23 protein-coding genes and 1 pseudogene are annotated in these 21,383 nt (G+C 70.8%); 19 read left to right on the top strand and 5 right to left on the bottom strand.

The window, feature by feature from the left end; all coding sequences use genetic code 11:
* Positions 1-33 precede the first annotated feature (33 nt).
* From hemL to ccsB, 7 genes are all read left to right on the top strand, one after another.
* Positions 34-1,356 (top strand): glutamate-1-semialdehyde 2,1-aminomutase, encoded by a 1,323-nt coding sequence (hemL, locus tag ACFRU2_RS16640; protein ID WP_382972467.1) that lies wholly within the window; start codon positions 34-36, stop codon positions 1,354-1,356.
* The gene (locus ACFRU2_RS16635) at positions 1,353-2,045 is read left to right on the top strand and encodes a histidine phosphatase family protein (protein WP_382972465.1); all 693 of its coding nucleotides are present in this window, start codon (positions 1,353-1,355) and stop codon (positions 2,043-2,045) included. Before hemL ends, ACFRU2_RS16635 begins: the two co-directional genes overlap by 4 nt.
* Positions 2,046-2,197: 152 nt before the next feature.
* The gene (locus ACFRU2_RS16630) at positions 2,198-3,439 is read left to right on the top strand and encodes a hypothetical protein (RefSeq protein WP_382972581.1); all 1,242 of its coding nucleotides are present in this window, start codon (positions 2,198-2,200) and stop codon (positions 3,437-3,439) included.
* Between the two features lie 89 nt (positions 3,440-3,528).
* Positions 3,529-4,164, top strand: a complete 636-nt coding sequence (locus ACFRU2_RS16625) for a TlpA family protein disulfide reductase (RefSeq protein WP_382972463.1) — start codon at positions 3,529-3,531, stop codon at positions 4,162-4,164.
* 25 nt (positions 4,165-4,189) lie between these two features.
* Complete coding sequence (locus ACFRU2_RS16620) at positions 4,190-4,987, top strand: cytochrome c biogenesis CcdA family protein (protein WP_382972580.1); 798 nt, start codon at positions 4,190-4,192, stop codon at positions 4,985-4,987.
* Between the two features lie 13 nt (positions 4,988-5,000).
* Complete coding sequence (locus ACFRU2_RS16615) at positions 5,001-6,803, top strand: cytochrome c biogenesis protein ResB (RefSeq protein WP_382972462.1); 1,803 nt, start codon at positions 5,001-5,003, stop codon at positions 6,801-6,803.
* Positions 6,803-7,885, top strand: a complete 1,083-nt coding sequence (gene ccsB, locus ACFRU2_RS16610) for a c-type cytochrome biogenesis protein CcsB (RefSeq protein WP_382972578.1) — start codon at positions 6,803-6,805, stop codon at positions 7,883-7,885. The genes ACFRU2_RS16615 and ccsB overlap by 1 nt, the downstream gene beginning before the upstream one ends.
* 88 nt (positions 7,886-7,973) lie before the next feature.
* Here the strand turns inward: ccsB and ACFRU2_RS16605 are convergent, their stop codons facing one another.
* Complete coding sequence (locus ACFRU2_RS16605; protein WP_382972460.1) at positions 7,974-8,465, bottom strand: MarR family winged helix-turn-helix transcriptional regulator; 492 nt, start codon at positions 8,463-8,465, stop codon at positions 7,974-7,976.
* 145 nt (positions 8,466-8,610) lie between these two features.
* Here ACFRU2_RS16605 and ACFRU2_RS16600 point away from each other — a divergent pair.
* Positions 8,611-8,790 (top strand): annotated as a pseudogene (locus tag ACFRU2_RS16600) (cupin); the annotation flags it as partial.
* 9 nt (positions 8,791-8,799) lie between these two features.
* Here ACFRU2_RS16600 and ACFRU2_RS16595 read toward each other — a convergent pair.
* A complete protein-coding gene (locus tag ACFRU2_RS16595) occupies positions 8,800-10,311 on the bottom strand; it encodes an MFS transporter (RefSeq protein WP_382972458.1) in 1,512 nt (503 codons plus the stop codon).
* A 132-nt stretch (positions 10,312-10,443) separates the two neighbouring features.
* Here ACFRU2_RS16595 and ACFRU2_RS16590 point away from each other — a divergent pair, with 132 nt between their 5' ends.
* On the top strand, positions 10,444-11,355 hold the full coding sequence (locus tag ACFRU2_RS16590) for a LysR family transcriptional regulator (RefSeq protein ID WP_382972456.1): 912 nt from the start codon (positions 10,444-10,446) through the stop codon (positions 11,353-11,355).
* Between the two features lie 36 nt (positions 11,356-11,391).
* Here ACFRU2_RS16590 and ACFRU2_RS16585 read toward each other — a convergent pair whose 3' ends face one another.
* Entirely contained in the window at positions 11,392-11,694 is a 303-nt protein-coding gene (locus ACFRU2_RS16585; protein WP_382972454.1) for a PLD nuclease N-terminal domain-containing protein, read from the bottom strand.
* A 117-nt stretch (positions 11,695-11,811) separates the two neighbouring features.
* On the opposite strand from ACFRU2_RS16585, the gene ACFRU2_RS16580 reads away from it, so the two are divergent.
* From ACFRU2_RS16580 to ACFRU2_RS16565, 4 genes are all read left to right on the top strand, one after another.
* A complete protein-coding gene (locus ACFRU2_RS16580; protein ID WP_250740992.1) occupies positions 11,812-13,269 on the top strand; it encodes a menaquinone biosynthesis decarboxylase in 1,458 nt (485 codons plus the stop codon).
* Positions 13,266-13,730, top strand: coding sequence for a hypothetical protein (locus ACFRU2_RS16575; RefSeq protein WP_382972452.1), 465 nt, complete (start codon positions 13,266-13,268; stop codon positions 13,728-13,730). Before ACFRU2_RS16580 ends, ACFRU2_RS16575 begins: the two co-directional genes overlap by 4 nt.
* On the top strand, positions 13,727-14,650 hold the full coding sequence (gene mqnP, locus ACFRU2_RS16570; RefSeq protein WP_382972450.1) for a menaquinone biosynthesis prenyltransferase MqnP: 924 nt from the start codon (positions 13,727-13,729) through the stop codon (positions 14,648-14,650). The genes ACFRU2_RS16575 and mqnP overlap by 4 nt, the downstream gene beginning before the upstream one ends.
* 78 nt (positions 14,651-14,728) lie before the next feature.
* Positions 14,729-15,307: a Uma2 family endonuclease gene (locus tag ACFRU2_RS16565; protein WP_382972448.1), complete on the top strand. Its 579-nt coding sequence runs from the start codon at positions 14,729-14,731 to the stop codon at positions 15,305-15,307.
* On the opposite strand, the gene ACFRU2_RS16560 is transcribed toward ACFRU2_RS16565, so the two are convergent.
* The gene (locus ACFRU2_RS16560; RefSeq protein WP_382972446.1) at positions 15,304-15,924 is read right to left on the bottom strand and encodes a rhomboid family intramembrane serine protease; all 621 of its coding nucleotides are present in this window, start codon (positions 15,922-15,924) and stop codon (positions 15,304-15,306) included. The genes ACFRU2_RS16565 and ACFRU2_RS16560 overlap by 4 nt on opposite strands.
* Before the next feature lie 94 nt (positions 15,925-16,018).
* On the opposite strand from ACFRU2_RS16560, the gene ACFRU2_RS16555 reads away from it, so the two are divergent.
* On the top strand, positions 16,019-16,723 hold the full coding sequence (locus ACFRU2_RS16555; protein ID WP_382972444.1) for a UbiX family flavin prenyltransferase: 705 nt from the start codon (positions 16,019-16,021) through the stop codon (positions 16,721-16,723).
* On the opposite strand, the gene ACFRU2_RS16550 is transcribed toward ACFRU2_RS16555, so the two are convergent.
* A complete protein-coding gene (locus tag ACFRU2_RS16550; protein WP_266905748.1) occupies positions 16,720-16,854 on the bottom strand; it encodes a hypothetical protein in 135 nt (44 codons plus the stop codon). The two genes, ACFRU2_RS16555 and ACFRU2_RS16550, sit on opposite strands and share 4 nt — an antisense overlap.
* A 130-nt stretch (positions 16,855-16,984) precedes the next feature.
* On the opposite strand from ACFRU2_RS16550, the gene ACFRU2_RS16545 reads away from it, so the two are divergent.
* From ACFRU2_RS16545 to ACFRU2_RS16525, 5 genes are all read left to right on the top strand, one after another.
* On the top strand, positions 16,985-17,440 hold the full coding sequence (locus ACFRU2_RS16545; protein ID WP_243340137.1) for an Lrp/AsnC family transcriptional regulator: 456 nt from the start codon (positions 16,985-16,987) through the stop codon (positions 17,438-17,440).
* A gap of 78 nt (positions 17,441-17,518) precedes the next feature.
* Positions 17,519-18,682 carry an aminofutalosine synthase MqnE gene (gene mqnE / locus ACFRU2_RS16540; RefSeq protein ID WP_382972442.1) on the top strand — a complete coding sequence of 388 codons (1,164 nt, stop codon included), beginning with the start codon at positions 17,519-17,521 and terminating at the stop codon, positions 18,680-18,682.
* 104 nt (positions 18,683-18,786) lie between these two features.
* Positions 18,787-19,323 (top strand): GNAT family N-acetyltransferase, encoded by a 537-nt coding sequence (locus ACFRU2_RS16535; protein ID WP_382972440.1) that lies wholly within the window; start codon positions 18,787-18,789, stop codon positions 19,321-19,323.
* A gap of 40 nt (positions 19,324-19,363) precedes the next feature.
* Entirely contained in the window at positions 19,364-21,124 is a 1,761-nt protein-coding gene (locus ACFRU2_RS16530) for a hypothetical protein (protein WP_382972438.1), read from the top strand.
* Complete coding sequence (locus tag ACFRU2_RS16525; RefSeq protein WP_382972437.1) at positions 21,042-21,314, top strand: DUF4229 domain-containing protein; 273 nt, start codon at positions 21,042-21,044, stop codon at positions 21,312-21,314. Before ACFRU2_RS16530 ends, ACFRU2_RS16525 begins: the two co-directional genes overlap by 83 nt.
* The last annotated feature ends 69 nt before the right edge of the window (positions 21,315-21,383 follow it).

The raw sequence follows: 21,383 nt of genomic DNA, 5'->3' as shown, positions 1-21,383 counted from the left end.
CCCGTCCGCAAGTCAGTCGCGGCCTCTGAGACCATGGCTGGTGTGAGCTACCCGTACCCGTATGAAGCCAAAGTCTCGCAGACTCTCTTTGACCGCGCGTCCCTCGTGACGCCTGGCGGCGTGAACTCCCCCGTGCGCGCCTTCCGCGCCGTGGGCGGAACGCCCAGGTTCATGGTGTCCGGTACCGGTCCGTACCTGACCGATGCCGACGGGCGCGAGTACGTCGACCTCGTCTGCTCGTGGGGGCCGATGATCCTCGGCCACGCCCACCCGGCCGTGGTGGAGGCCATCCAGGCCGCCGTCGTCCGCGGCACCTCCTTCGGTACCCCCGGTGAGGGGGAGGTCGCGCTCGCCGAGGAGATCGTCGCGCGCATCGCACCCGTGGAGCAGGTCCGCCTGGTGTCCTCCGGGACCGAGGCGACCATGTCCGCGATCCGCCTCGCCCGCGGGTTCACCGGCCGCGCCAAGATCGTGAAGTTCGCCGGCTGCTACCACGGTCACGTGGACTCGCTGCTGGCCGCCGCGGGCTCCGGGCTCGCGACCTTCGCGCTGCCGGACACCCCCGGGGTGACGGGCGCGCAGGCCGGGGACACGATCGTGCTCCCCTACAACGACCTCGAAGCGGTCCGGGCGGCCTTCGCCGCGCACCCCGGCGAGATCGCCTGCGTGATCACCGAGGCCGCGCCCGGCAACATGGGCGTCGTGACCCCGGGGGAGGGCTTCAACCAGGGGCTCGCCGACCTGTGCCGGGCGAACGGCGCCCTGTACATCTCCGACGAGGTCATGACGGGTTTCCGTACCTCGCGCGCCGGCTGGTACGGCGTGGACGGGGTCAAGCCCGACCTGATGACCTTCGGCAAGGTCATGGGCGGCGGCTTCCCGGCGGCGGCCTTCGGCGGCCGGGCCGACGTGATGGGGCACCTCGCCCCCGCCGGTCCCGTCTACCAGGCGGGCACGCTCTCCGGTAACCCGATCGCGACGGCCGCCGGTCTGGCGCAGCTGCGGCTGCTGGACGAGGCGGCGTACGAGAAGGTCGACGCCGTGTCGCTCCAGATCCAGGGGCTGGTCACCGAGGCGCTCACCAAGGAGGGCGTCGCGCACCGGCTGCAGACCGCCTCCAACATGTTCTCCGTGTTCTTCACGGAGGACGAGGTCAGGAACTACGACGACGCGAAGAAGCAGGAGGCCTTCCGCTTCAACGGCTTCTTCCACTCGATGCTGGCGCAGGGCGTCTACCTGCCGCCCTCCGCGTTCGAGTCGTGGTTCGTGTCCACCTCCCACGACGACAAGGCGATCGAGCGCATCGCGGCCGCCCTGCCGGCCGCCGCCCGGGCCGCCGCGGAGGCCACCGCATGAGCGCCGCAGCCGCCGGCAACGAGATCACCGTCGTCCACGTGGTCCGCCACGGTGAGGTGCACAACCCGGACGGGGTCCTCTACGGCCGCCGCGCCGGCTACCACCTCTCCGAGCTGGGCCGCAAGATGGCGGACCGGGTCGCGGAGCACCTGGAGAACCGGGACGTGACCTACGTCGTGGCCTCCCCGCTGGAGCGGGCCCAGGAGACGGCTGCGCCGATCGCCAAGTCGCACGGGCTGGACCTGGCGACCGATGCCCGCCTCCTGGAGGCCGGCAACGTCTTCGAGGGCAAGACCTTCGGGGTCGGCGACGGCGCGCTGCGCAGGCCCGCGAACTGGAAGCACCTGACGAACCCGTTCAAGCCGTCCTGGGGCGAGCCGTACGTCGAGCAGGTCGTGCGGATGATGAGCGCGATCGAGACGGCCCGTGACGCGGCCCGCGGCCACGAGGCGGTGGCGGTCAGCCACCAGCTGCCGATCTGGATCGTACGGAGCTTCGCGGAGAAGCGGCGGCTGTGGCACGACCCGCGCCGCCGCCAGTGCACGCTGGCTTCGCTGACCTCGTTCACGTACCAGGGCGACGCGCTGGTGTCGGTGGGTTACAGCGAGCCGGCCCGGGACCTGGTCCCGTCGCACCTCCTCGCGGGGGCGAAGCCGGTGAAGGGCAAGTCCAAGGCGTTCGGGGCGTAGGCCCCTGCCGGGCCCGGCCCCCTGTCGGGGCCGGGCCCGGATCACCTGGGCTTGGTCAAGACTCGCCCTTATTTCATACAAGTTGCCTGACGTGTCCGTGTCGTCCTTACGCTTCGCCGAATTGTCCGTTTGTATGACATTTCATGAGCGACATGCGCGGCTTCAGCCGAAGAGGAGTACTCGGACTCGGACTTGGGGCCGCCGCCGCGGCCGGCGTCGCCGGCTGCAGCGTCGGCGGGTCGTCGGGCACGGGCAATCCCGGACCGGTCAATCCGTCGGGCGCCCCGCAGGCCGCCGCCCCGAGCGGCCCGGCGGTCAAGGTCATCGGCGACGGATCCACCGCCGACACGGGGCCGCAGCCGCACCAGCCGGCCGCCCCCGTACCCCTCCAGCCGGGCGAGACCCCGCCCCAGTTCGTGGTGTTCAGCTGGGACGGCGCGGGCGAGATCGGCAACGGCCTCTTCCCCCGCTTCCTCAAGCTCGCCAAGGACCACGGCGCGGCGATGACCTTCTTCCTCTCCGGCATCTACCTCCTGCCCGAGTCGAAGAAGGACCTCTACCGGCCGCCGAAGAACCCCGTCGGCGCCTCCGACATCGGGTACCTCAAGGACGAGAACGTCCGCAACACCCTCAAGTACGTGCGCGAGGCCTGGCTCGACGGCCACGAGATAGGCACCCACTTCAACGGGCACTTCTGCGGCGGCTCCGGCTCGGTCGGGAAGTGGACCCCGGAGGACTGGCAGAGCGAGATCGACCAGGCCGTGTCCTTCGTCACCAACTGGCGCACCAACACCGGCTGGACCGATGTCGAACCGCTGCCCTTCGACTACCGCAAGGAGTTGACCGGCGCCCGCACCCCCTGCCTGCTCGGCCAGGACAACCTGCTGCCCACCGCCCAGAAGCTGGGCTGGCGCTACGACTCCAGCTCGCCCGGGGGCCTGCAGCAGTGGCCGGTCAAGCGCGGCGGCCTGTGGGACCTGCCGCTGCAGTCGCTGCCCTTCCCCGGGCACTCCTTCGAGGTGCTCTCGATGGACTACAACATCCTCGCGAACCAGTCCAAGAACACCACCAAGGGCGTCCCGTCCAACTACCCGGCCTGGCGCACCCAGGCCACCGCCGCCTACCTGGGCGGCTTCAAGCGGGCCTACGAGACCAACCGCGCACCCCTGTTCATCGGCAACCACTTCGAGCAGTGGAACGGCGGCATCTACATGGACGCCGTCGAGGAGTCCCTCAAGGGCATGGCGGACAAAAAGGACGTACGCCTCGTATCCTTCCGGCAGTTCGCCGACTGGCTGGACGTCCAGGACCCCAAGGTGCTGGCGAAACTGCGCACGCTCGGCCCCGGCCAGGCGCCGACCGGTGGTTGGGGCACGTATCTCACGGCGGCCTGACGCGCCCCCGGTCAGTACCTGACCAGCGGCTTAACAGACCCCCCGGGGGGCGCGGAAGATCCGCAAACCGCACATGCGAAACTTTTCACATGAGCCTTAGCCGCGCCCCCCGCCGCAGCCGCTCGACCAGCGGCCGCGCCATCCTGCTGACCGCGGTGACCCTCGCGAGCGCCCTCACCCTCACGGCGTGCACCGATGCGGACGGCGGCAGCAAATCCTCCGGGTCCGCCGGAGGCAACTACGTGACGGGGTCCAGCGGCATCGCCACCGTCGCCAAGGCCGACCGCACCGAGGCCCCCAAGCTCGACGGGAAGACGGTGGACGGCAAGACGCTGGACACCACCACCCTCAAGGGCAAGGTCGTCGTCCTCAACGTCTGGGGTTCCTGGTGCCCGCCGTGCCGGGCCGAGGCCCCGTACTTCGCGAAGGTCGCCAAGGACCTGGAGGCGGCCGGACAGCCGGTGGCCTTCGTCGGCATCAACACCCGCGACAACACCGAGCAGAACGCGGCCTCCTTCGAAGAGACCTACGGGATCACCTACCCGAGCCTCTTCGACCCGGACGGCAAGCTGATGCTCCGGTTCCCCAAGGGCACGCTCAACCCGAACGCCATCCCCTCCACGCTCGTCCTCGACAAGGACGGCAAGATCGCCGCCCGCACCCTGGCCGCGGTCAACGAGGCGAAGCTGCGCTCGATGATCGAGCCGCTCCTCGCGGAGAAGTGACCTCGTGGTCACCGCACTCTCCGCACTGTCCGGACTCACCGGGCCCTCCGGTCTCTCCGACGTCGTCCTCGCCGCCGACGAGACCGTGAACAGCACCGTCCTCAACGGCGGACTGCTGCTGGCCCTGCCGATCTCCCTGCTCGCCGGGCTGATCTCCTTCTTCTCGCCCTGCGTGCTGCCGCTCGTCCCCGGCTACCTCTCCTACGTGACCGGCGTCGGCGGAGCCGACCTCGCCGAGGCGCGGCGCGGTCGGATGCTGGGCGGGGCGACCCTGTTCGTCCTCGGCTTCACGGCCGTGTTCACCTCGACCGGGGCCCTGTTCGGCTTCTTCGGGCGGACCCTGGACGCCAACAAGGAGATCATCTCCCAGGTGCTCGGCGGGCTGGTGATCCTGCTCGGCCTGTTCTTCATGGGCGCGATCCCCGGTCTGACGATGCGGGAGTTCCGCTTCCACAAGAAGCCGGCGGTCGGCCTGATCGGCGCGCCCGTGCTCGGCGTGCTCTTCGGCCTCGGATGGACCCCCTGCATGGGCCCGACCCTCGCCGCCGTCGGCACCCTCTCCATCGAGCAGGCGACCGCGGCCCGCGGCGCGCTGCTGACCGTGGTCTTCTGCCTGGGACTGGGGCTGCCGTTCATCGCCACCGCCCTCGCCTTCCGCAAGGCGCTCGGGGCTTTCGGCTGGGTGAAGAAGCACTATGCATGGGTGATGCGGATCGGCGGCGGCATGCTGATCCTGACCGGTCTGCTGCTCGTCACAGGAATGTGGAGCAGCATCGTCAGTGAAATGCAGAGCTGGACCAACGGCTTCACGGTGGGGATCTGAGGACTACACGGACATGAGTACGACCGACAAGGCGTCCGCCGAGGCGCCGCACGATGCCCCGGAGTCCGCGGATTCCGCTTCCGCTGCTGCGGCAGCCGCTTCCGCCGAAGCCTCCGTAGAGGCCGCCGCCGGCGCGCAGCTGTCCACCGCCCCCCTGGAGGACGCCCCCGGCGGCCCCGTGGGCATCGGGGTGCTCGGCTGGGCCCGCTGGTTCTGGCGGCAGCTCACCTCGATGCGGGTGGCGCTGATCCTGCTCTTCATGCTGTCCCTGGGATCGATCCCGGGCTCGCTGATCCCGCAGAACCAGGTCGACCTGATGAAGGTCGCCGCCTGGAAGAAGGAGCACGCCTCCTGGGTCGGCGTCGCCGAGAAGCTCCAGCTCTTCGACGTCTACAGCTCGGTGTGGTTCTCCGCGATCTACCTGCTGCTGTTCATCTCGCTGATCGGCTGCATCCTGCCGCGCACCTGGCAGTTCGTCGGCCAGCTCACCGGCCGGCCGCCGGCCGCGCCCAAGCGGCTCGACCGGATGCCCGCGTACACGCGCTGGCGTACGGACAGTTCGCCGGACGAGGTCCTGGCGGCCGCGCACGGGCTGCTCGCCCGCCGCCGCTTCCGTACGGACACCAGCGCGGGATCGGGCGGGGGCCGGGGAGCGGCGTCGGCATCGATCTCCGCCGAGAAGGGCTATCTGCGCGAGGCCGGGAACCTGATCTTCCACGTGGCGCTGATCGTCATGCTGATCGCCTTCGCCTGGGGCCAGTACTTCAAGTCCGAGGGCGGGAAGCTCGTCCTGCGCGGCAAGGGCTTCTCGAACACGCTCACCCAGTACGACGACTTCAAGTCCGGCGGTCTCTTCGACGCCGACGACCTGCCGCCGTTCTCCTTCACCCTGGACAAGTTCGACGCCACCTTCGAGCGCACGGGCCCGCAGCGGGGCACCCCGCGGGACTTCAAGGCGTACGTCACCTTCAGCAACGGCGCCCACGGCAAGCCGGAGAAGCGCGAGATCCAGGTCAACCACCCGCTGGAGGTGGACGGCTCCAAGGTCTACCTGCTCGGCCACGGCTACGCGCCGGTCATCTCGGTGACCGACTCCACCGGCAAGGTGATCTACAAGGACGCCGTGCCGATGCTGCCGCAGGACGCCAACCTCACCTCCACCGGCGCGGTCAAGGTCACCGACGGGTTCAAGGACAAGGACGGGAAGACGACGCAGCTCGGCTTCGCCGCGATGTTCGTGCCGAGCTTCGCGGGCGAGGGCAAGGGCACGATGTTCTCCCAGTTCCCGGAGCTGGACGAGCCGAGGCTCGCGCTGAACGCGTGGCACGGCAGCCTCGGGGTGGACTCGGGCCTGCCGCAGAACGTGTACCAGCTGAACACCTCCAAGATGGAGCAGTTCAAGGGCGAGGACGGCAATCCGCTCGCGAAGCGGATGGCGGTCGGGGAGAGCATGGAGCTGCCCGGCGGCCAGGGCACCGTGAAGTTCGAAGGCATCGAGCGCTGGGCGACCTTCTCGATCACCCACCAGCCCGGCAGCGGTCTCGCCCTCGCGGGCGCCATCGCCGCCATCGCGGGGCTCGCGGGCTCCCTCTTCATCCAGCGCCGGCGGATCTGGGTGCGCGCGTTCCCCGGCGGTGACGGCGTCACCGTCGTCGAGATGGCGGGCCTCGGCCGCAGTGAGTCCGCCAGGCTCCCGGAGGAGCTGGGGGCCCTGGCCGGCGCGCTCCACGAACGGGCGCCGAGCGCGGCACCCGCGCCACCTGCCGCCGACACCGATACCGAACCTGCCGAAGAAGTCGAAGGGGAGCGCGCGTGATGCAGCTCGCGGTCGCAGCCAACGAGAGTCTGGCTCACCTCAGCAACAACCTGATCTACGCGTCCATGGCGGTCTACACGTTCGCCTTCTTCGCGCACATCGCCGAGTGGATCTTCGGCAGCCGCAGCAAGGTGGCCCGTACGGCCGCCGCGCTCACCCCGGGGGCAGGGGCCAAGGCCGCCGCGCCCGCCGTCCAGGTGCGGGGCAAGGCGGGCACGGCCGTCCTCGACAAGCCCGAGGTGGTCACGCGCAGCGCCGCCGGCAGCCGTGACGTCCCGGACGGCCCCGGCGCGGCCGGCGGCACCGTCCAGGGTGACCTGTACGGGCGCATCGCGGTCTCGCTGACCACCCTCGGCTTCCTGCTCGCGGTGGGCGGGGTCGTCGCCCGCGCGATGTCGGTGGAGCGGGCCCCCTGGGGCAACATGTACGAGTTCTCGATCACCTTCTCCACGGTGGCCGTCGGCGCGTACCTGCTGCTCCTGGTGCTGAAGAAGAACGTCCGCTGGCTCGGCCTGTTCCTGGTCACCACGGTCCTGCTGGACCTGGGCATCGCCACCACGGTGCTCTACACCGACAGCGACCAGCTGGTCCCCGCCCTGAAGTCGTACTGGCTGGTCATCCACGTCTCCACCGCGATCATCTGCGGTGCGGTCTTCTACATCGGCGCGGCCGGCGCGGTCATGTACCTCTTCCGCGACTCCTACGAGGCGAAGCTCGCGCGCGGCGACAAGCCGGGCAAGTTCGCCACCTCGGTCTGGGAGCGCTTCCCGTCGGCGGCCTCGCTCGACAAGTTCTCGTACCGCATCAACGCGGCCGTCTTCCCGCTGTGGACCTTCACGATCATCGCGGGCGCGATCTGGGCCGGCGACGCGTGGGGCCGCTACTGGGGCTGGGACCCCAAGGAGGTCTGGTCCTTCGTGACCTGGGTGGCGTACGCCTGCTACCTGCACGCCCGTGCCACCGCCGGCTGGAAGGGCCGCAAGGCCGCGTACCTCGCGCTCTTCGCGTTCGCCTGCTGGATCTGGAACTACTACGGCGTGAACATCCTGCTGAGCGGCAAGCACTCGTACGCGGGCGTCTGACCGCAGGATTGACGGACCGACGGCCGGAGGGGCCGGGCAGCCGAAAGGCGCCCGGCCCCTCCGGCGTTTTCCGGTCGGGGACCGGCGGTCACCAGGCGGGGCGCAGCGGCGGGAGGGGGCCGTCCCCGTTCAGGGTGCGGACCAGGCGGCCCAGTTCGGTGCGCAGGGCGCCGAGGTCGACGCTGTCGCGGCCGAGTTCGGCCTCCAGCTCGTGTAGGACCCGGCCGGCGGCTCCCAGGTGGGCGGTGGCGGCTTCCGTCAGGACCACCAGCTTGCGCCGGCCGCCCTCGGGGTGCGGGGTGCGGCGCAGGTAGCCGCGCCGCTCCAGGTCGTCGACGAGCTGCCCGGCGGCCTGCTTGGTCACCCCGAGCCGTTCGGCGAGCTCGGTCGCGGTGGCGCCGGAGGCCCCCAGGGCCTGGAAGGCCATGCCGTGCAGGGGGCGCAGGCCGTCGGCGTACCCGGCCTCGTCGAGGCGGCGGGTGAACTCGCCGAGGAGGAGCTGGAAGCCGAGGCCGAGGAGGAAGGCCAGCTCGATGTCGGGTGTGGCGCCGTCTTGGCCGGCGGTGTCTGGGTCGGTCACGGAAACATGGTGACACAGGCGAGTCAAGCTGCTTTACTCGTGTGAGTAAAGCAGCTTGACTCACCCTGCCGGAGAAAGCGAAGGACCCGCCGTGCGCGTCATCACCCCGTCCCCCGACCAGGTCATCACCACCCCGAACGCGACCATGACCGGCTACGCCTCCCCCAGCCGGGGAAGCGCCGAGCTGAGCACCTGGCACGCCGCCATCCCCGCCGGGATCACCGGTCCCGAGCACTCCGTCAGCCGCGAGCAGGTCTGGACGGTCACCGTCGGAGCCCTGGACGTCACCTGCGGCGGCCGCACCGAGACGGTCGCCGCAGGTGACGCCGTGGTGCTACCCCCGGACGTGCTGCGCCGTGTCCACGCCCTGGCCGACACCGAGGTCTACGTCGCCATGCGCGCCGACGGCCGCGTCTCCGTGCCCGGCGCCGACGGCGACCGGCCCCTGCCCTGGGCGGTGTGAGCCCCGCCGGAGCCCCGGCAGGGTGACGGCCGCGGCCGCCAGCACCGCCGCGAAGGGGACGAGCAGCGCCGCCCGGTACCCCTCCAGGGGCTCGGCGGCGCCGGCGGCCACTCCGGTGACCGCGGCCAGCCCGAGCGCCGCGCCGAACTGGAACGCGGTGTAGAGGAGACCGCCCGCCAGGCCCTGCTCCTCCTCCGCGACCCCCTCCGTGGCGACGATGGTCAGCGGCCCGTAGACCAGGGCGAAGGCCAGGCCGAGCAGGACCAGGCTCGGCAGCATCACCAGGTAGGACCAGTCGGCGCCGAGCGGCAGGAACAGGCCGTAGGCCAGGGCCGCCAGCAGCAGGCCGCCGAAGATCAGCCGGCCGTTCCCGTACCGCGCCACCAGCTTCGGCACCACGGTCGGGGACAGGACCGCGTCGATCCCGATCACCAGCATGGCCAGGCTGGTCTGGAGCGTCGACCAGCCGCGCACCTCCTGGAGGTAGAGCACCACCAGGAACTGGAATCCGAAGAACGCGGCCGAGAACAGCAGCGCCGCCGCGTTGGCCCGCAGCAGCCCGGGGGAGCGCAGGATCCCGAGCCGGACCAGGGGCTCGGCCGTGCGCCGCTCGACGAGGGCGAACGCCCCGAGCAGCGCGATACCGGCGAGCACGGCCGGTACCGAGATCTCCTCGACGCCGAGGACGAGCAGGACCACACCCGCGGTCACGAGCACCCCGCCCCACACGTCGATCCGCCCCCGCTCCGGGCGCAGGGCCGACGCGGCCTCGGGCGTCTTCGGTGCCTTCGGCGCCTTCGGTACGAAGGCCAGGGCGCCCGCCAGGATCAGCGCGGCCAGCGCCACGGGAGCGAAGAACACCCAGCGCCAGCCCACCGAGGCCAGCAGCCCGCCCGCGACCAGCCCGACGGAGAACCCGGCGGCGGCCGTGCCCGAGTACACGAGCAGCGCCTTCTCCCGCTGGGGCCCCTCGTCGAAGCCGGTGGTGATGATGGAAAGGCCCGCCGGGGTCATGAAGGCGGCGGCGACCCCGGTCACGAAGCGGGCGGCGATCAGCTGCCAGCCCTCGGTGGCGAGCCCGCCGAGCCCGGAGAAGAGCAGGAACACCGTCAGCCAGCCGATGAACATCCGGCGGCGGCCGAAGAGGTCGGCCGCGCGGCCGCCGAGCAGCATGAAGCCGCCGTAGCCGAGCACGTAGGCGCTCATCACCCACTGGAGCGTGCCGGTTTCGAGGCCGAGGTCGGCGCGGATGGACGGCAGGGCCACGTTCAGCATCGCGACGTCGATGCCTTCGAGGAAGATGGCGCCGGCCAGGACGAGCAGGATGCCGAGCCGGCGCCCGCGGATCGTTGCGGTGGGGCTCGTTGATGCCGTTGAATCCATGATGGGACCTCGCAGGACGGAGGAGCGGAAGGGCTCGAAGGAAGAGGAGCAGGAGCAGAAGTTGCCGGCTCAACTACCTTCGTCCGCCGCTCGACCGGGAACAACGGCGAAGATCTCAACGCTCGTTCAGTCATGCTTACCGATCGCGATGAGCTCGACTGCTTCCTGATCCTGGCCGAGGAGCTGCACTTCGGCCGTACCGCCGAGCGCATGCTGCTCTCCCGGGCCCGCGTCAGCCAGCTCGTGCAGCGCCTCGAACGGCGCGTCGGCGCCCGGCTGTTCCTGCGCACCAGCCGCAGCGTCGCCCTCACCTCGCTCGGAGCCCAGCTCCGCGCCGACCTCGAACCCCACCACCGCGGCATCGCCGCCGCCCTGGACCGGGCCGCGGCGACGGCCCGCGCCGCGGACGGGGTGCTGCACGTCGGCTTCACCACCCCGCCCGCCGGCGAGCTCGTCCTGCGCGCCGCGCAGGACCTGCGCACCACGCACCCCGGGCTGATCGTCGAGGTGTGCGAAGTGCCGCTCTCCGACCCGTACGGGCAACTGCGCGGCGGGGACTTCGACGTGGCCTTCGCGGAGTTCCCGGTGCGCGAGCCCGACCTGGGGGAGGGGCCGACGCTGCTGAGCGAGGCGCGGGCGCTGGCCGTGGCCGCCGGGCACCCGCTGGCGGCGCGGACGTCGGTGACGCTGGAGGAGCTGGCGGAGGTCGCACTGCTGTCGGTCGCCGGCGACCTGCCCGCGTACCTGCGCGAGCACCAGGCCCCGGCGCGCACCCCGGCCGGGCGGCCGATCCGGCGCGGTCCGGAGGTGACGAACCTCCAGGAGGCCCTGATGCTGGTCGCAGCCGGTCAGGGCGCCCTGCTGACCTCGGCCCACGCCGCGGCCTACCACGCCCGGCCGGGCGTCACCCACGTGCCCGTGGCCGACGCCGATCCGGTCGGGTACGGGCTGGTCTGGCGCGCGGGCGAGGACACCGGGGCCGTACGGGCCTTCGCGCAGGCGGCGCAGCGCGCGGCGGCGCGGCCGGGCGCCGCAGCCCCGTAGGCCAGGACCGGGCCCTGCCCGCCCCTCCCCCTGGTCCTACTCCTTGTCCTTCTCCTTCTCGTCCCGCTCCTCGCGCAGGGACTTCAGGAACTCCGGGTTGTCGTCGGGGGCCACCCACGTGCGGCGGCCCGGGCGCGACCGGCCTCCGGTGCCGCCGGGCACCCGCTTCTTGCCCGCGAACAGCCACACCACCGGACCGACGATCGAGAAGAGCAGGATGATCAGGACCCAGACGACCTTCGGAAGGTGCTTGACCTCTTCTTCCGGCGTGTTCAGGCAGTCGATGAAGGCGTAGATGGTCAGCGCGATGATCAGCAGGAACGGCAGATAGCGCAGCACGGTGTGGGACCGACCCCCAGAAGAACGGTGCGGACCGGGCAGGCCCGCCGTGGACTCTTCCAGGGTAGAGGGCCCGCCGCGGTTCGGGCTCTGAGCGGGGATGCCACAATTGCCCGCATGGCTTACGACGATCTCCGCTCGCTGCTCCGGGCCCTCGAGCGGGAGGGCGACCTCAAGCGCATCAAGGCCGAAGTGGACCCGTACCTAGAGGTCGGGGAGATCGTCGACAGAGTGAACAAGGCGGGCGGACCCGCGCTGCTCTTCGAGAACGTCAAGGGCTCGGCGATGCCGCTGGCCATGAACGTCTTCGGGACCGACCGGCGACTGCTGAAGGCCCTCGGGCTGAAGTCGTACGCCGAGATCAGCGAGAAGATCGGCGGCCTGCTCAAGCCGGAGCTGCCGCAGGGCTTCATGGGTGTCCGCGAGGCCTTCGGCAAGCTCGGCTCGATGGTGCACGTGCCGCCGAAGAAGGTGAAGGGCGAGTCCGCGCCCGTCCAGGAGGTCGTCCTCACCGGCGACGACGTGGACCTGGACCAGCTGCCGGCCCTCTTCACCTGGCCCAAGGACGGCGGGTCCTTCTTCAACCTCGGCCTGACGCACACCAAGCACCCGGAGACGGGCGTGCGCAACCTCGGCCTGTACCGCCTCCAGCGCCACGACAAGCGCACCATCGGCATGCACTGGCAGATCCACAAGGACAGCCGCAACCACTACGCGGTGGCCGCGGCGCGCGGTGAGCGGCTGCCGGTCGCGATCGCCTTCGGCTGCCCGCCGGCCGTGACGTACGCGTCGACCGCGCCGCTGCCGGGTGACATCGACGAGTACCTGTTCGCCGGGTTCGTGGCGGGCAAGCGGATCGAGATGGTGGACTGCAAGACGGTCCCGCTCCAGGTCCCGGCCCACGCCGAGGTGGTCATCGAAGGCTGGCTGGAGCCCGGGGAGACCCTCCCCGAGGGCCCCTTCGGCGACCACACGGGCTTCTACACCCCGCAGGAGCCGTTCCCCGCGCTGAAGATCGACTGCGTGACGATGCGGAAGCGTCCGCTGATCCAGTCGATCGTCGTCGGCCGGCCGCCGACGGAGGACGGCCCGCTGGGGCGCGCGACGGAACGCTTCTTCCTGCCGCTCCTGAAGATCATCGTCCCGGACATCGTGGACTACCACCTCCCCGAGTCGGGCGGCTTCCACAACTGCGCGATCGTCTCGATCGACAAGAAGTACCCGAAGCACGCGCAGAAGGTCATGCACGCCATCTGGGGCGCGCACATGATGTCGCTGACCAAGCTGATCATCGTGGTGGACAAGGACTGCGACGTCCACGACCTCCACGAGGTCTCCTGGCGGGCGCTCGGCAATACGGACTACTCCCGCGACCTCACCGTCGTGGAGGGCCCGGTGGACCATCTGGACCACGCCTCCTACCAGCAGTTCTGGGGAGGCAAGGCGGGCATCGACGCCACGAAGAAGCTGCCGACCGAGGGCTACACCCGCGACGGCGGCTGGCCTGACATGGTCGAGTCCGACCCCGCGACCGCGGCCCTGGTCGACAGTCGCTGGAAGGAATACGGACTGTGAGCACCGTAGACGGGGGCCCGGCCCTCTTCATCGGCACCGACACCGTGTACGTGGCCCTGGTGCGCCCGAGCCTCGACCCGGCCGACCCGGGCGTCCGCGAGGCCGCCGCGGAGGCGGGCGTGACGCCCGAGGAGTTCGCGGGACCCGGCAACGTCTGGGCCCTGATGCTCGACGAGGACGGCGAGGGCGACGGCTTCGAGCTGCCCGGCGCGCGGGACATCGAGGCGGACGACTTCGCGGAGCAGCTCCAGCGCGCCCTGGTCGCGGGCGAGCCGTTCACCGCGGAGGCCGGGAACTTCCTGCGCCTGGAGGCGAGCCCGTCCCCCACCACCTGGCAGCTGACCGCCCACGTCACCCCGCCGGAGGGTCACGACGCGGGCCCGTGGACCCTGGACCTCGGCACGCTCCCCACGGCGGACCTGCTGGCCGACCTCGAAGAGTTCCGGAGAACCCTCGCATGATGACCACCGCCGACGAGGTCGTCGGACCCGGTCCCGCGCCGCAGGCCAACGGCAAGGTGAAGGCGTTCCTGCGGCTCGTGATGATCGAGCACTCGGTCTTCGCGCTGCCCTTCGCCTACATCGCCGCGCTCACCGCCATGTACACGCTCGACGAGCGGATGCACTGGACGAAGCTGCTGCTCGTCACCGTCTGCATGGTGGGGCTGCGGACCTTCGCGATGGCCGCCAACCGGATCATCGACCGGGAGATCGACGCGCGGAACCCGCGGACCGCCGGGCGGGAGCTGGTGACCGGCGCCGTCTCGGTCCGCTCCGCGTGGACCGGGGCCGGGATCGCCCTCGTCGTGTTCCTCGGCGCGGCTGCGCTGCTGAACCCGCTCTGCCTGATGCTCGCGCCGATCGCCGTCGTGCCGATGGTGGTGTACCCGTACGGGAAGCGGTTCACGAACTTCCCGCACGCCATCCTCGGCATCGCCCAGGCGATGGGCCCGGTCGGGGCCTGGATCGCGATCACCGGCGAGTGGTCCTGGGACGCGGTGATCCTCGGCCTCGCGGTGGGCGTGTGGATCGGCGGCTTCGACCTGATCTTCGCCTGCCAGGACGTGGCCGCGGACCGCGCGGAGGGCGTCAAGTCCGTCCCGGCCCGCTTCGGCATCCCGGCCGCCCTGTGGGGCGCGCGCGGCGCACACGTCGTCACCACGGGCCTGCTGGCCTGGTACGCGGTGGCGACGGACGCGGGCTGGCCGTTCTGGCTCGGACTGCTGATCGTGGTCGGCGCCTTCCTCTACGAACACACCATCGTCACCCCGCACGACCTGTCCCGCCTGAACCGCGCCTTCTTCACGGTCAACGGCTTCATCGGCATGGCCCTGTTCGTGTGCGCCCTGGCGGACCTGGTGGCACGGGGGCTGTCGCTGTAGCTCGATCGTGTGTGCCCGGTCCGATCCGGCGGTTCGTGCCCTGCCCCGGTGGCTAGCGTGCGGCCTACCATCGGGTGCATGGACAGGGAGGCCGACGTGACCGTCTCGGAGAGCGACCGCCTGCACTCACAGCTCAGCCGGTTCGAGGACATGTTCCCCGGATACCGGATGGAGATTGTCGAGGGCAACATTGTGATGAGTCCGCTGAAGCCGCACCACGCCAGGACCATCCGGTTGCTGTGGAACACGCTGGAAGACCAGATTCCGCCGGAGTGGGGGTTCATCAGCGACGTGGCCGTCCCGTTCGACGGAGACAACGAGTTCTGTCCCGATCTCGCCGTCATCCCCGGAGCGGAGGCGGACAAGAACCTCAGCGCCTACCCGCCGGACCTCGTGGAACTCGTCATCGAGGTCGTCTCCCCGAGCAGCGTGCGCAACGACTACGAGGTCAAGGACCGGGCCTATGCCCGGCGCGGCATCCCGCACTACCTGATCTTCGACCCGTACAAGGCGCAGTGCACCACGCTGTGGAACCCCGGGCCCGACGGCTACCGGGGGCGCGACGTGTTCCCGTACGGGGAGAAGGTCACCGTGCATACCGGGATCGGCGAGGTCTCGTTGGACACGTCGGCCCTCCCGGTCGACCCGGGAGCCTAGAGTCCCGCCACCTCCGGCCGTGGCCGGGCGATCAGGGCGACCGCCGCGCCGGCCAGGAGGCCGAAGAGGTGGGCCTGCCAGCTGACCACCGAGTCCGTCGGGAGGGCTCCGGCCAGGAAGGTCGTGCCCCAGACGGCGGCGATGACCACGGCGACCGCGATGCCCAGCGGGCTGCGTTCCACGAAGCCGCGGACCAGCAGGTAGCCGAAGAGGCCGAAGATCAGGCCCGAGGCGCCCGCCGTGATGCTGTGGGGCGGGGAGATCAGCCAGACGGCGAACCCGTCGGCCAGGACGATGGCCGCGCAGACGGCCAGGAAGCGGCCGATGCCGCTCAGTGCGGTGACGAAGCCGAGGACCAGCAGCGGGACGCTGTTGGAGGCGACGTGGTCGAAGCCGAAGTGCAGGAAGGGCGCCAGGGGTATCCCGCTCAGGCCGTCGGCCTCCCGCGCGGTGATCCCGTAGGCGTCCAGCGCGTGGCCCGTGGCGTAGTCGAGGGCCTCGATCAGCCACAGCAGCGCCACCCAGCCCAGCATCAGCTTCGCCGCCGCCCCGACCCGGCCGCTGCGGCTCCACTGGCCCGCCCGCGTACCGGCCGGACGCATCCCGCGCTCGCTCATGACGTCACCGTCCCCTGCTCCGCCGTGTCCACCCCTTGAACGTGCGGACACCTTAGCCAGTGCCCGTCGGCGGTGGCCGGATAGTCTCGGAGGTATGACTGAGCGCAAGCGCACCCCGTGGGTGGTCGGGGTTTCCGGAGCGTCCGGGACGCCGTACGCGGCGGCGGTGATCCGTGGGCTGCTGGCGGCGGGCGAGAGCGTGGACCTGGTGGTGAGCCGGGCCTCGCGCCTGACGCTGCTGGACGAGACGGGGATCGCCTTCCGCGACGCGCACTGGCGGGACGACCTGGGGGAGTGGCTGGAACGGGGCGCCGACGGCAAGCCCGCGACCTTCGCTCGCCCGGACCTGGACGGCGTGCGCCACTGGGCGGCCGGGGATCTGGCGGCCGGACCGAGCAGCGGCTCGTACCCCGTGAAGGGGATGCTGATCGTGCCCGCGTCCACGGCCTGCGTGGCCGGGGTGGCGCTCGGGCTGTCGAAGGACCTGCTCCAGCGGGTCGCGAGCGTGACGCTCAAGGAGCGGCGCCGGCTGGTGGTGGCGGTACGGGAGACCCCGCTGAGCGGGCAGACGCTGAAGCATCTGGTGAGCCTGGACGAGGCGGGCGCAGTGGTGCTGCCCGCCTCTCCGGCGTTCTACGCGGGTGCGACGCACATCCAGGATCTGGTGGACTTCGTCGCGGGGCGGGTGCTCGACGCGGCAAGGGTGCCGCACGGGCTGTACCGCCGGTGGGAAGGGGAGCTCGGAGGCTCCCGGCCTCCCGTCGTGGGGAGGGCCCGGGAGGCGAGCGGTGGCGCTTAGCGCTTCTTGGCGCGCCCCGGCTTGCGCATCTTGTCGACACGGTGTGCGGCGACGGGCTGGTCGGTGCGGGATCGGTTGGCCAGCTCCTGGAGCTGTCGCATGTGCGCGTAGGCCATCTCGATCGTGTACACGGTGAACCACTCCTGAAAATTGTCAGATCGTCTTTGATCTGTTGAAAGATTCACAGGGTGTCGACCCTGTGCACCTTAGATTCTATACGTAAACTTGAGGGATTGCCGAATAATGGAAGGCTCCAGGTATATGGACGCGGTGGACAAGCAGCTCATCCAGGCACTTCGTGAGAACGGACGCGCCTCGTACGCCGAGCTGGGCCGGCTCGTGGGCCTCTCCGGCCCCAGCGTCACCGACCGGATCAACCGGCTGGAGACGGCCGGAGTCATCACCGGCTACCGCGCGACCGTGGACGCGGCCTCGCTCGGCCTCGGCGTCACGGCGCTGATCGGGATCTCGCTCTCCGACGCCGCGGACCACGAGGACGTGGCCCGCCGGCTGCGCGACCTCTCGGAGATCGAGGACTGCTGGTTCATCGCCGGCGACGACTCGTACATGCTCAAGGTCCGGGCCGGTGACGTGGACGGGCTGGAGCGGATCATCCGCAAGCTCTCCAGCACCAAGGGCGTCTCGCGCACGCGCACGACGATCGTGCTCTCCACCAAGTGGGAGAACCGGGTCGGGGGCCTGCCGGAGGAAGCCTGAGGGCGCTGAGAGTACGGTTGGGGCGCGGTTGTGGGGCACACGTACCGCACGGATTTGAGGACAGAGGAGAGGACCGGCATGGACGCTGGGTTCAAGCGTGAGCTGGAGGACAAGGTTCGCTCCGGCGAGCGGCTGACCCGTGAGGACGGCATCGCCCTCTACGAGTCGGACGACCTGGCCTGGCTCGGCGGCCTCGCCCACGAGGTGCGCACGCGCAAGAACGGCGACGTCGTCCACTTCAACGTCAACCGTCACCTCAACATGACGAACGTGTGCACGGCCTCGTGCGCCTACTGCTCGTTCCAGCGCAAGCCGGGCGAGAAGGACGCGTACACGATGCGCATCGAGGAAGCCGTCCGCCTGGCCAAGACCATGGAGAACGAGAACCTCACCGAGCTGCACATCGTCAACGGCCTGCACCCCAGCCTGCCGTGGCGGTACTACCCGCGCTCGCTCTCCGCGCTGAAGGAGGCGCTGCCGAACGTCTCGCTGAAGGCGTTCACGGCGACCGAGATCCACCACTTCGAAACGATCTCCGGCATGTCGGCCTCCGACATCCTGGACGAGCTGATCGAGGCGGGCCTGGAGTCGCTCACCGGCGGCGGCGCCGAGATCTTCGACTGGGAGGTCCGCCAGCACATCGTCGACCACAACACCCACTGGGAAGACTGGTCGCGCATCCACCGCCTCGCGCACTCCAAGGGCCTCAAGACCCCGGCGACGATGCTCTACGGGCACATCGAGGAGCCGCGCCACCGCGTGGACCACGTGCTCCGGCTGCGCGAACTGCAGGACGAGACCGGCGGTTTCCAGGTCTTCATCCCGCTGCGCTACCAGCACGACTTCGTGGACATGAAGGACGGCAAGGTACGCAACAAGCTCCAGGCGCGCACGACGATGGCGACGGGCGCCGAGGCGCTGAAGACCTTCGCGGTCTCCCGCCTGCTCTTCGACAACGTCCCGCACGTGAAGGTCTTCTGGGTGATGCACGGCGTGCAGACGGCGCAGCTCGCCCTCCAGCACGGTGCGGACGACATGGACGGCTCGGTCGTCGAGTACAAGATCACGCACGACGCGGACAACTACGGCACCCCGAACAAGCTGGGCCGCGACGACCTGCTGGAACTGATCCGCGAGGCGGGCTTCCGCCCGGTCGAGCGCAACACGCGCTACGAGATCATCCGCGAGTACCCCGGCCCGGACGCGGAGCTCCGCGAGACCCCGCAGGCGATGCGGCTCTGACGCCCGTCCTGTCTTCTGGTTCTTGACGCTCTGGGCCCCGGTCCCCCCAGGTGGGGGGCCGGGGCCCTTTGCGCACGAGGTGGAGTAATGGTTAATCTAGCCCAATGACCCTTACTTTTACCTTCGACCCGGTCGTCGACCCCGCCCTCGACCCCGCCCTGGCCGAAGAGTTCGCCGCGCTCTGGACCGACGTCAGCAACGCCGGCGGCGCGGTGGGGTTCGTACCGCCCGTCGTCATCGAGGACATCCGCCCCGAGGTCGACAAGCACCTCGCCGCGGTCGCCGAGGGCCGCAGCCGCCTGCTCGTCGGGCGCGACGCCGCCGGCCGGGTGCGCGCCACCGCCGTCATCGCCCCCAACCAGCACCGGCTGCAGCGGCACTGGGTCTGGGTCTACACCGTCATGGTCGACCCCGCCCTCCAGGGCCGCGGCGCCGGCCGCGCGCTGATGGAGGCCGTCGCCGACGCCGCCCGCACGATGGAGGGCGTCGAGGCGGTCCGCCTCGGCTGCCGGGGCGGCCTGGGCCTGGAGCACTTCTACGCCGCCTGCGGCTACAAGGAGGTCGGCCGCGTCCCCGACGCGATCCGGGTGGCCCCGGGGGACGACCGCGACGACATCACGATGCTGCTGCCGCTGGGCTGACGGGTACGGTTCGCCGGTCGGCGTACAGGGGGAGGCCAGGGTGGGCGTGACGGGATCGGGGCAGCGCTGGGACCAGCGGGCCGTGGCGCTGGTGGTGCTGAAGGGGACCTCCACGGACTCCACGCTGTTCGAGGCCGAACTGCAGGCGCGGGGCTGGCCGGTGCTGAACCGGCGCGAGGAACAGGCGTCCGGGCCCCGGGGGGAGGCCGACTGCCGGTACACGGTCGAGGTCAGGTTCCCCGGATCGGCGATCCGGGCGTCGACCGCCGCCCGGGAACACCTCGAAGTCATATCCGACCGCCTGGTGCTCGACCTCGTCGTGGAGGCGGTGCAGTGCGTCGAGCGGGATCCGGTGGACCTGCCCGTCTGGTACGTGTACCGGCCCCCGGCGGCCGGGGAGCAGCCGGCGCGGACCCGGGCGGGCCGGTGGCGGGCGAGCGCGGCGGCCTGGGCCGCCCGCACCTTGGGCAGCCGGGACACGGGCCGTCAGGTGCGGGCCGGCAGCGAGGAGGAGGCCCTGGTCCTCGCGGCGAGGTCGCTGCCGGGGGTGCCCGCGGCGCCCGGGCCGGCGGCCGAGGTCGCCGTACGCCGCTCCATGGACGTGACACCGCCGCCACCGCCGTCGGTCTGGCCCCTGCGGCGCGGTCCCTCGCGGCGGATGGCCATGATGAGGTTCCCGGCACTGGTCGGGCTGGTGTGCGGCGCCTGGACGGCGGGGCTGTGGGGCGCCGGGCCGCTCTGGTCGGTGGTGCCCCCGCTGCCGTTCCTCCTCGGCGCCATGGCGGCCGCGCTCATGATCGCCCGCTGGGTGCTCCCCGAGCTCTCCGGCGCGAAGCTCCTGGCGTTGGGGTGCAGCGCACCCCTGCTGGCGGCCGCCTTCGGCGCCTTTGCCGTGGCGACGGCCCCCGACCGACGGCTGGGCTTCGGGTTCGTGGTGATCGGGATCGGCTTCGGCTACCTGGTGCTCACCGGGGTGTGGCTCTGGGTGCGGCAGTCGCGGTGGGCGCTGACCCTGCCCTGGCTGCTGCCGGCGCTCCTGGCCCTCCTGCCCGGTCTGTTCCCCGGCCTCGGGCTGTCGCTGCCCACCTTCTACCTGGACGCCTTCGACGTGGACATGGAGGACGTCGAGGTCCCGGCGGCGATGCGCCTCCTGGCGACGTTCAGATTGCTGGCCGCGGTGCTGGTCCTGCTCATCGCCCCCGCCGTTCTCGGCTACATGCGCCATACGCACCGCATGATCACGGGAAGCTGGGTGGGGTACACCGCCGTCGCGTTCGTGAGCGTCTACGCACTGATGGCCGGTGTGGTCGGCCTGGCCTTCGTGTCGGCCGCGGCGGCCGGGCAGAAAGCGGTCCTCGCGGCGGCCGAGGGGAGGACCCCGAGCCGCTACTACGGGATCAAGCCCGAGTGGGTCTGCGTCCGTCCGGTCAAGGACGTGGCCCAAGTGCCCGTGGACGGGGGCGCGCTGGACCCCGTACGTCCTTACCTCTTGCTCGGCGACGCCGGCGGAACGGCCGTTCTGTGGGATCCGCGGGAGAAGGCCGCACTCAAGGTTCCGCTGTCCGCGCTGCGGCTTGTGCCCGTTGATGCCCCCCCTCCAGCCCTGCGGATGACCGCGTCGTGCTTCACTGGACGGGCACGAGCCGACGTACGACCACGACGAGAGAGAAGGGGTCACCGTGTCCCTCAAGCCGAGCGCGACGATCCGTTACACCGCGATGCGCCTGGGGATCTTCGTCGGGTGCCTCGTCCTCGTCGCCGGTCTGGTCCGGCTGGGCTGGGTGCCCTCCGGTCTCGGTGATGCCAACCCCGCCTGGGTCGTGCTGCTCGCCCTCGTGATCTCCGCACCGCTCTCCTTCGTGCTGCTGCGCAAGCAGCGCGACGAGATGTCCGCGGTCATCGCCGGACGCGTCGCGGGCGCGAAGGACAAGCTCGCCGCGAACCGCAGCCAGGAGGACGACGCGGTCGACGAAGCCGCGCGCGCCAGTTAGCTTCATCACACACCGAAATGCCTCGGCTCCGGGCTCAACGCCCGCGATGCCGGGGCTTTCGGCGTTTTC

The sequence above is a fragment of the Streptomyces sp. NPDC056883 genome, from assembly GCF_042788835.1.
Taxonomy (GTDB): domain Bacteria; phylum Actinomycetota; class Actinomycetes; order Streptomycetales; family Streptomycetaceae; genus Streptomyces; species Streptomyces stoeckheimensis.
The sequence above is the reverse complement of the archived record's forward strand: the minus strand, read 5'-3'. Positions and strand labels throughout refer to the sequence as shown.

Excerpts from the sequence above, each read along its gene's own strand:
- hemL (WP_382972467.1), top strand. The coding sequence starts at position 34 with ATGGCTGGTGTGAGCTACCCGTACCCGTATGAAGCCAAAGTCTCGCAG.
- ACFRU2_RS16635 (WP_382972465.1), top strand. The coding sequence starts at position 1,353 with ATGAGCGCCGCAGCCGCCGGCAACGAGATCACCGTCGTCCACGTGGTC.
- ACFRU2_RS16630 (WP_382972581.1), top strand. The coding sequence starts at position 2,198 with ATGCGCGGCTTCAGCCGAAGAGGAGTACTCGGACTCGGACTTGGGGCC.
- ACFRU2_RS16625 (WP_382972463.1), top strand. The coding sequence starts at position 3,529 with ATGAGCCTTAGCCGCGCCCCCCGCCGCAGCCGCTCGACCAGCGGCCGC.
- ACFRU2_RS16615 (WP_382972462.1), top strand. The coding sequence starts at position 5,001 with ATGAGTACGACCGACAAGGCGTCCGCCGAGGCGCCGCACGATGCCCCG.
- ccsB (WP_382972578.1), top strand. The coding sequence starts at position 6,803 with ATGCAGCTCGCGGTCGCAGCCAACGAGAGTCTGGCTCACCTCAGCAAC.
- ACFRU2_RS16595 (WP_382972458.1), bottom strand. The coding sequence starts at position 10,311 with ATGGATTCAACGGCATCAACGAGCCCCACCGCAACGATCCGCGGGCGC.
- ACFRU2_RS16590 (WP_382972456.1), top strand. The coding sequence starts at position 10,444 with ATGCTTACCGATCGCGATGAGCTCGACTGCTTCCTGATCCTGGCCGAG.
- ACFRU2_RS16580 (WP_250740992.1), top strand. The coding sequence starts at position 11,812 with ATGGCTTACGACGATCTCCGCTCGCTGCTCCGGGCCCTCGAGCGGGAG.
- mqnP (WP_382972450.1), top strand. The coding sequence starts at position 13,727 with ATGATGACCACCGCCGACGAGGTCGTCGGACCCGGTCCCGCGCCGCAG.
- ACFRU2_RS16565 (WP_382972448.1), top strand. The coding sequence starts at position 14,729 with ATGGACAGGGAGGCCGACGTGACCGTCTCGGAGAGCGACCGCCTGCAC.
- ACFRU2_RS16560 (WP_382972446.1), bottom strand. The coding sequence starts at position 15,924 with ATGAGCGAGCGCGGGATGCGTCCGGCCGGTACGCGGGCGGGCCAGTGG.
- ACFRU2_RS16555 (WP_382972444.1), top strand. The coding sequence starts at position 16,019 with ATGACTGAGCGCAAGCGCACCCCGTGGGTGGTCGGGGTTTCCGGAGCG.
- ACFRU2_RS16545 (WP_243340137.1), top strand. The coding sequence starts at position 16,985 with ATGGACGCGGTGGACAAGCAGCTCATCCAGGCACTTCGTGAGAACGGA.
- mqnE (WP_382972442.1), top strand. The coding sequence starts at position 17,519 with ATGGACGCTGGGTTCAAGCGTGAGCTGGAGGACAAGGTTCGCTCCGGC.
- ACFRU2_RS16535 (WP_382972440.1), top strand. The coding sequence starts at position 18,787 with ATGACCCTTACTTTTACCTTCGACCCGGTCGTCGACCCCGCCCTCGAC.
- ACFRU2_RS16525 (WP_382972437.1), top strand. The coding sequence starts at position 21,042 with ATGCGCCTGGGGATCTTCGTCGGGTGCCTCGTCCTCGTCGCCGGTCTG.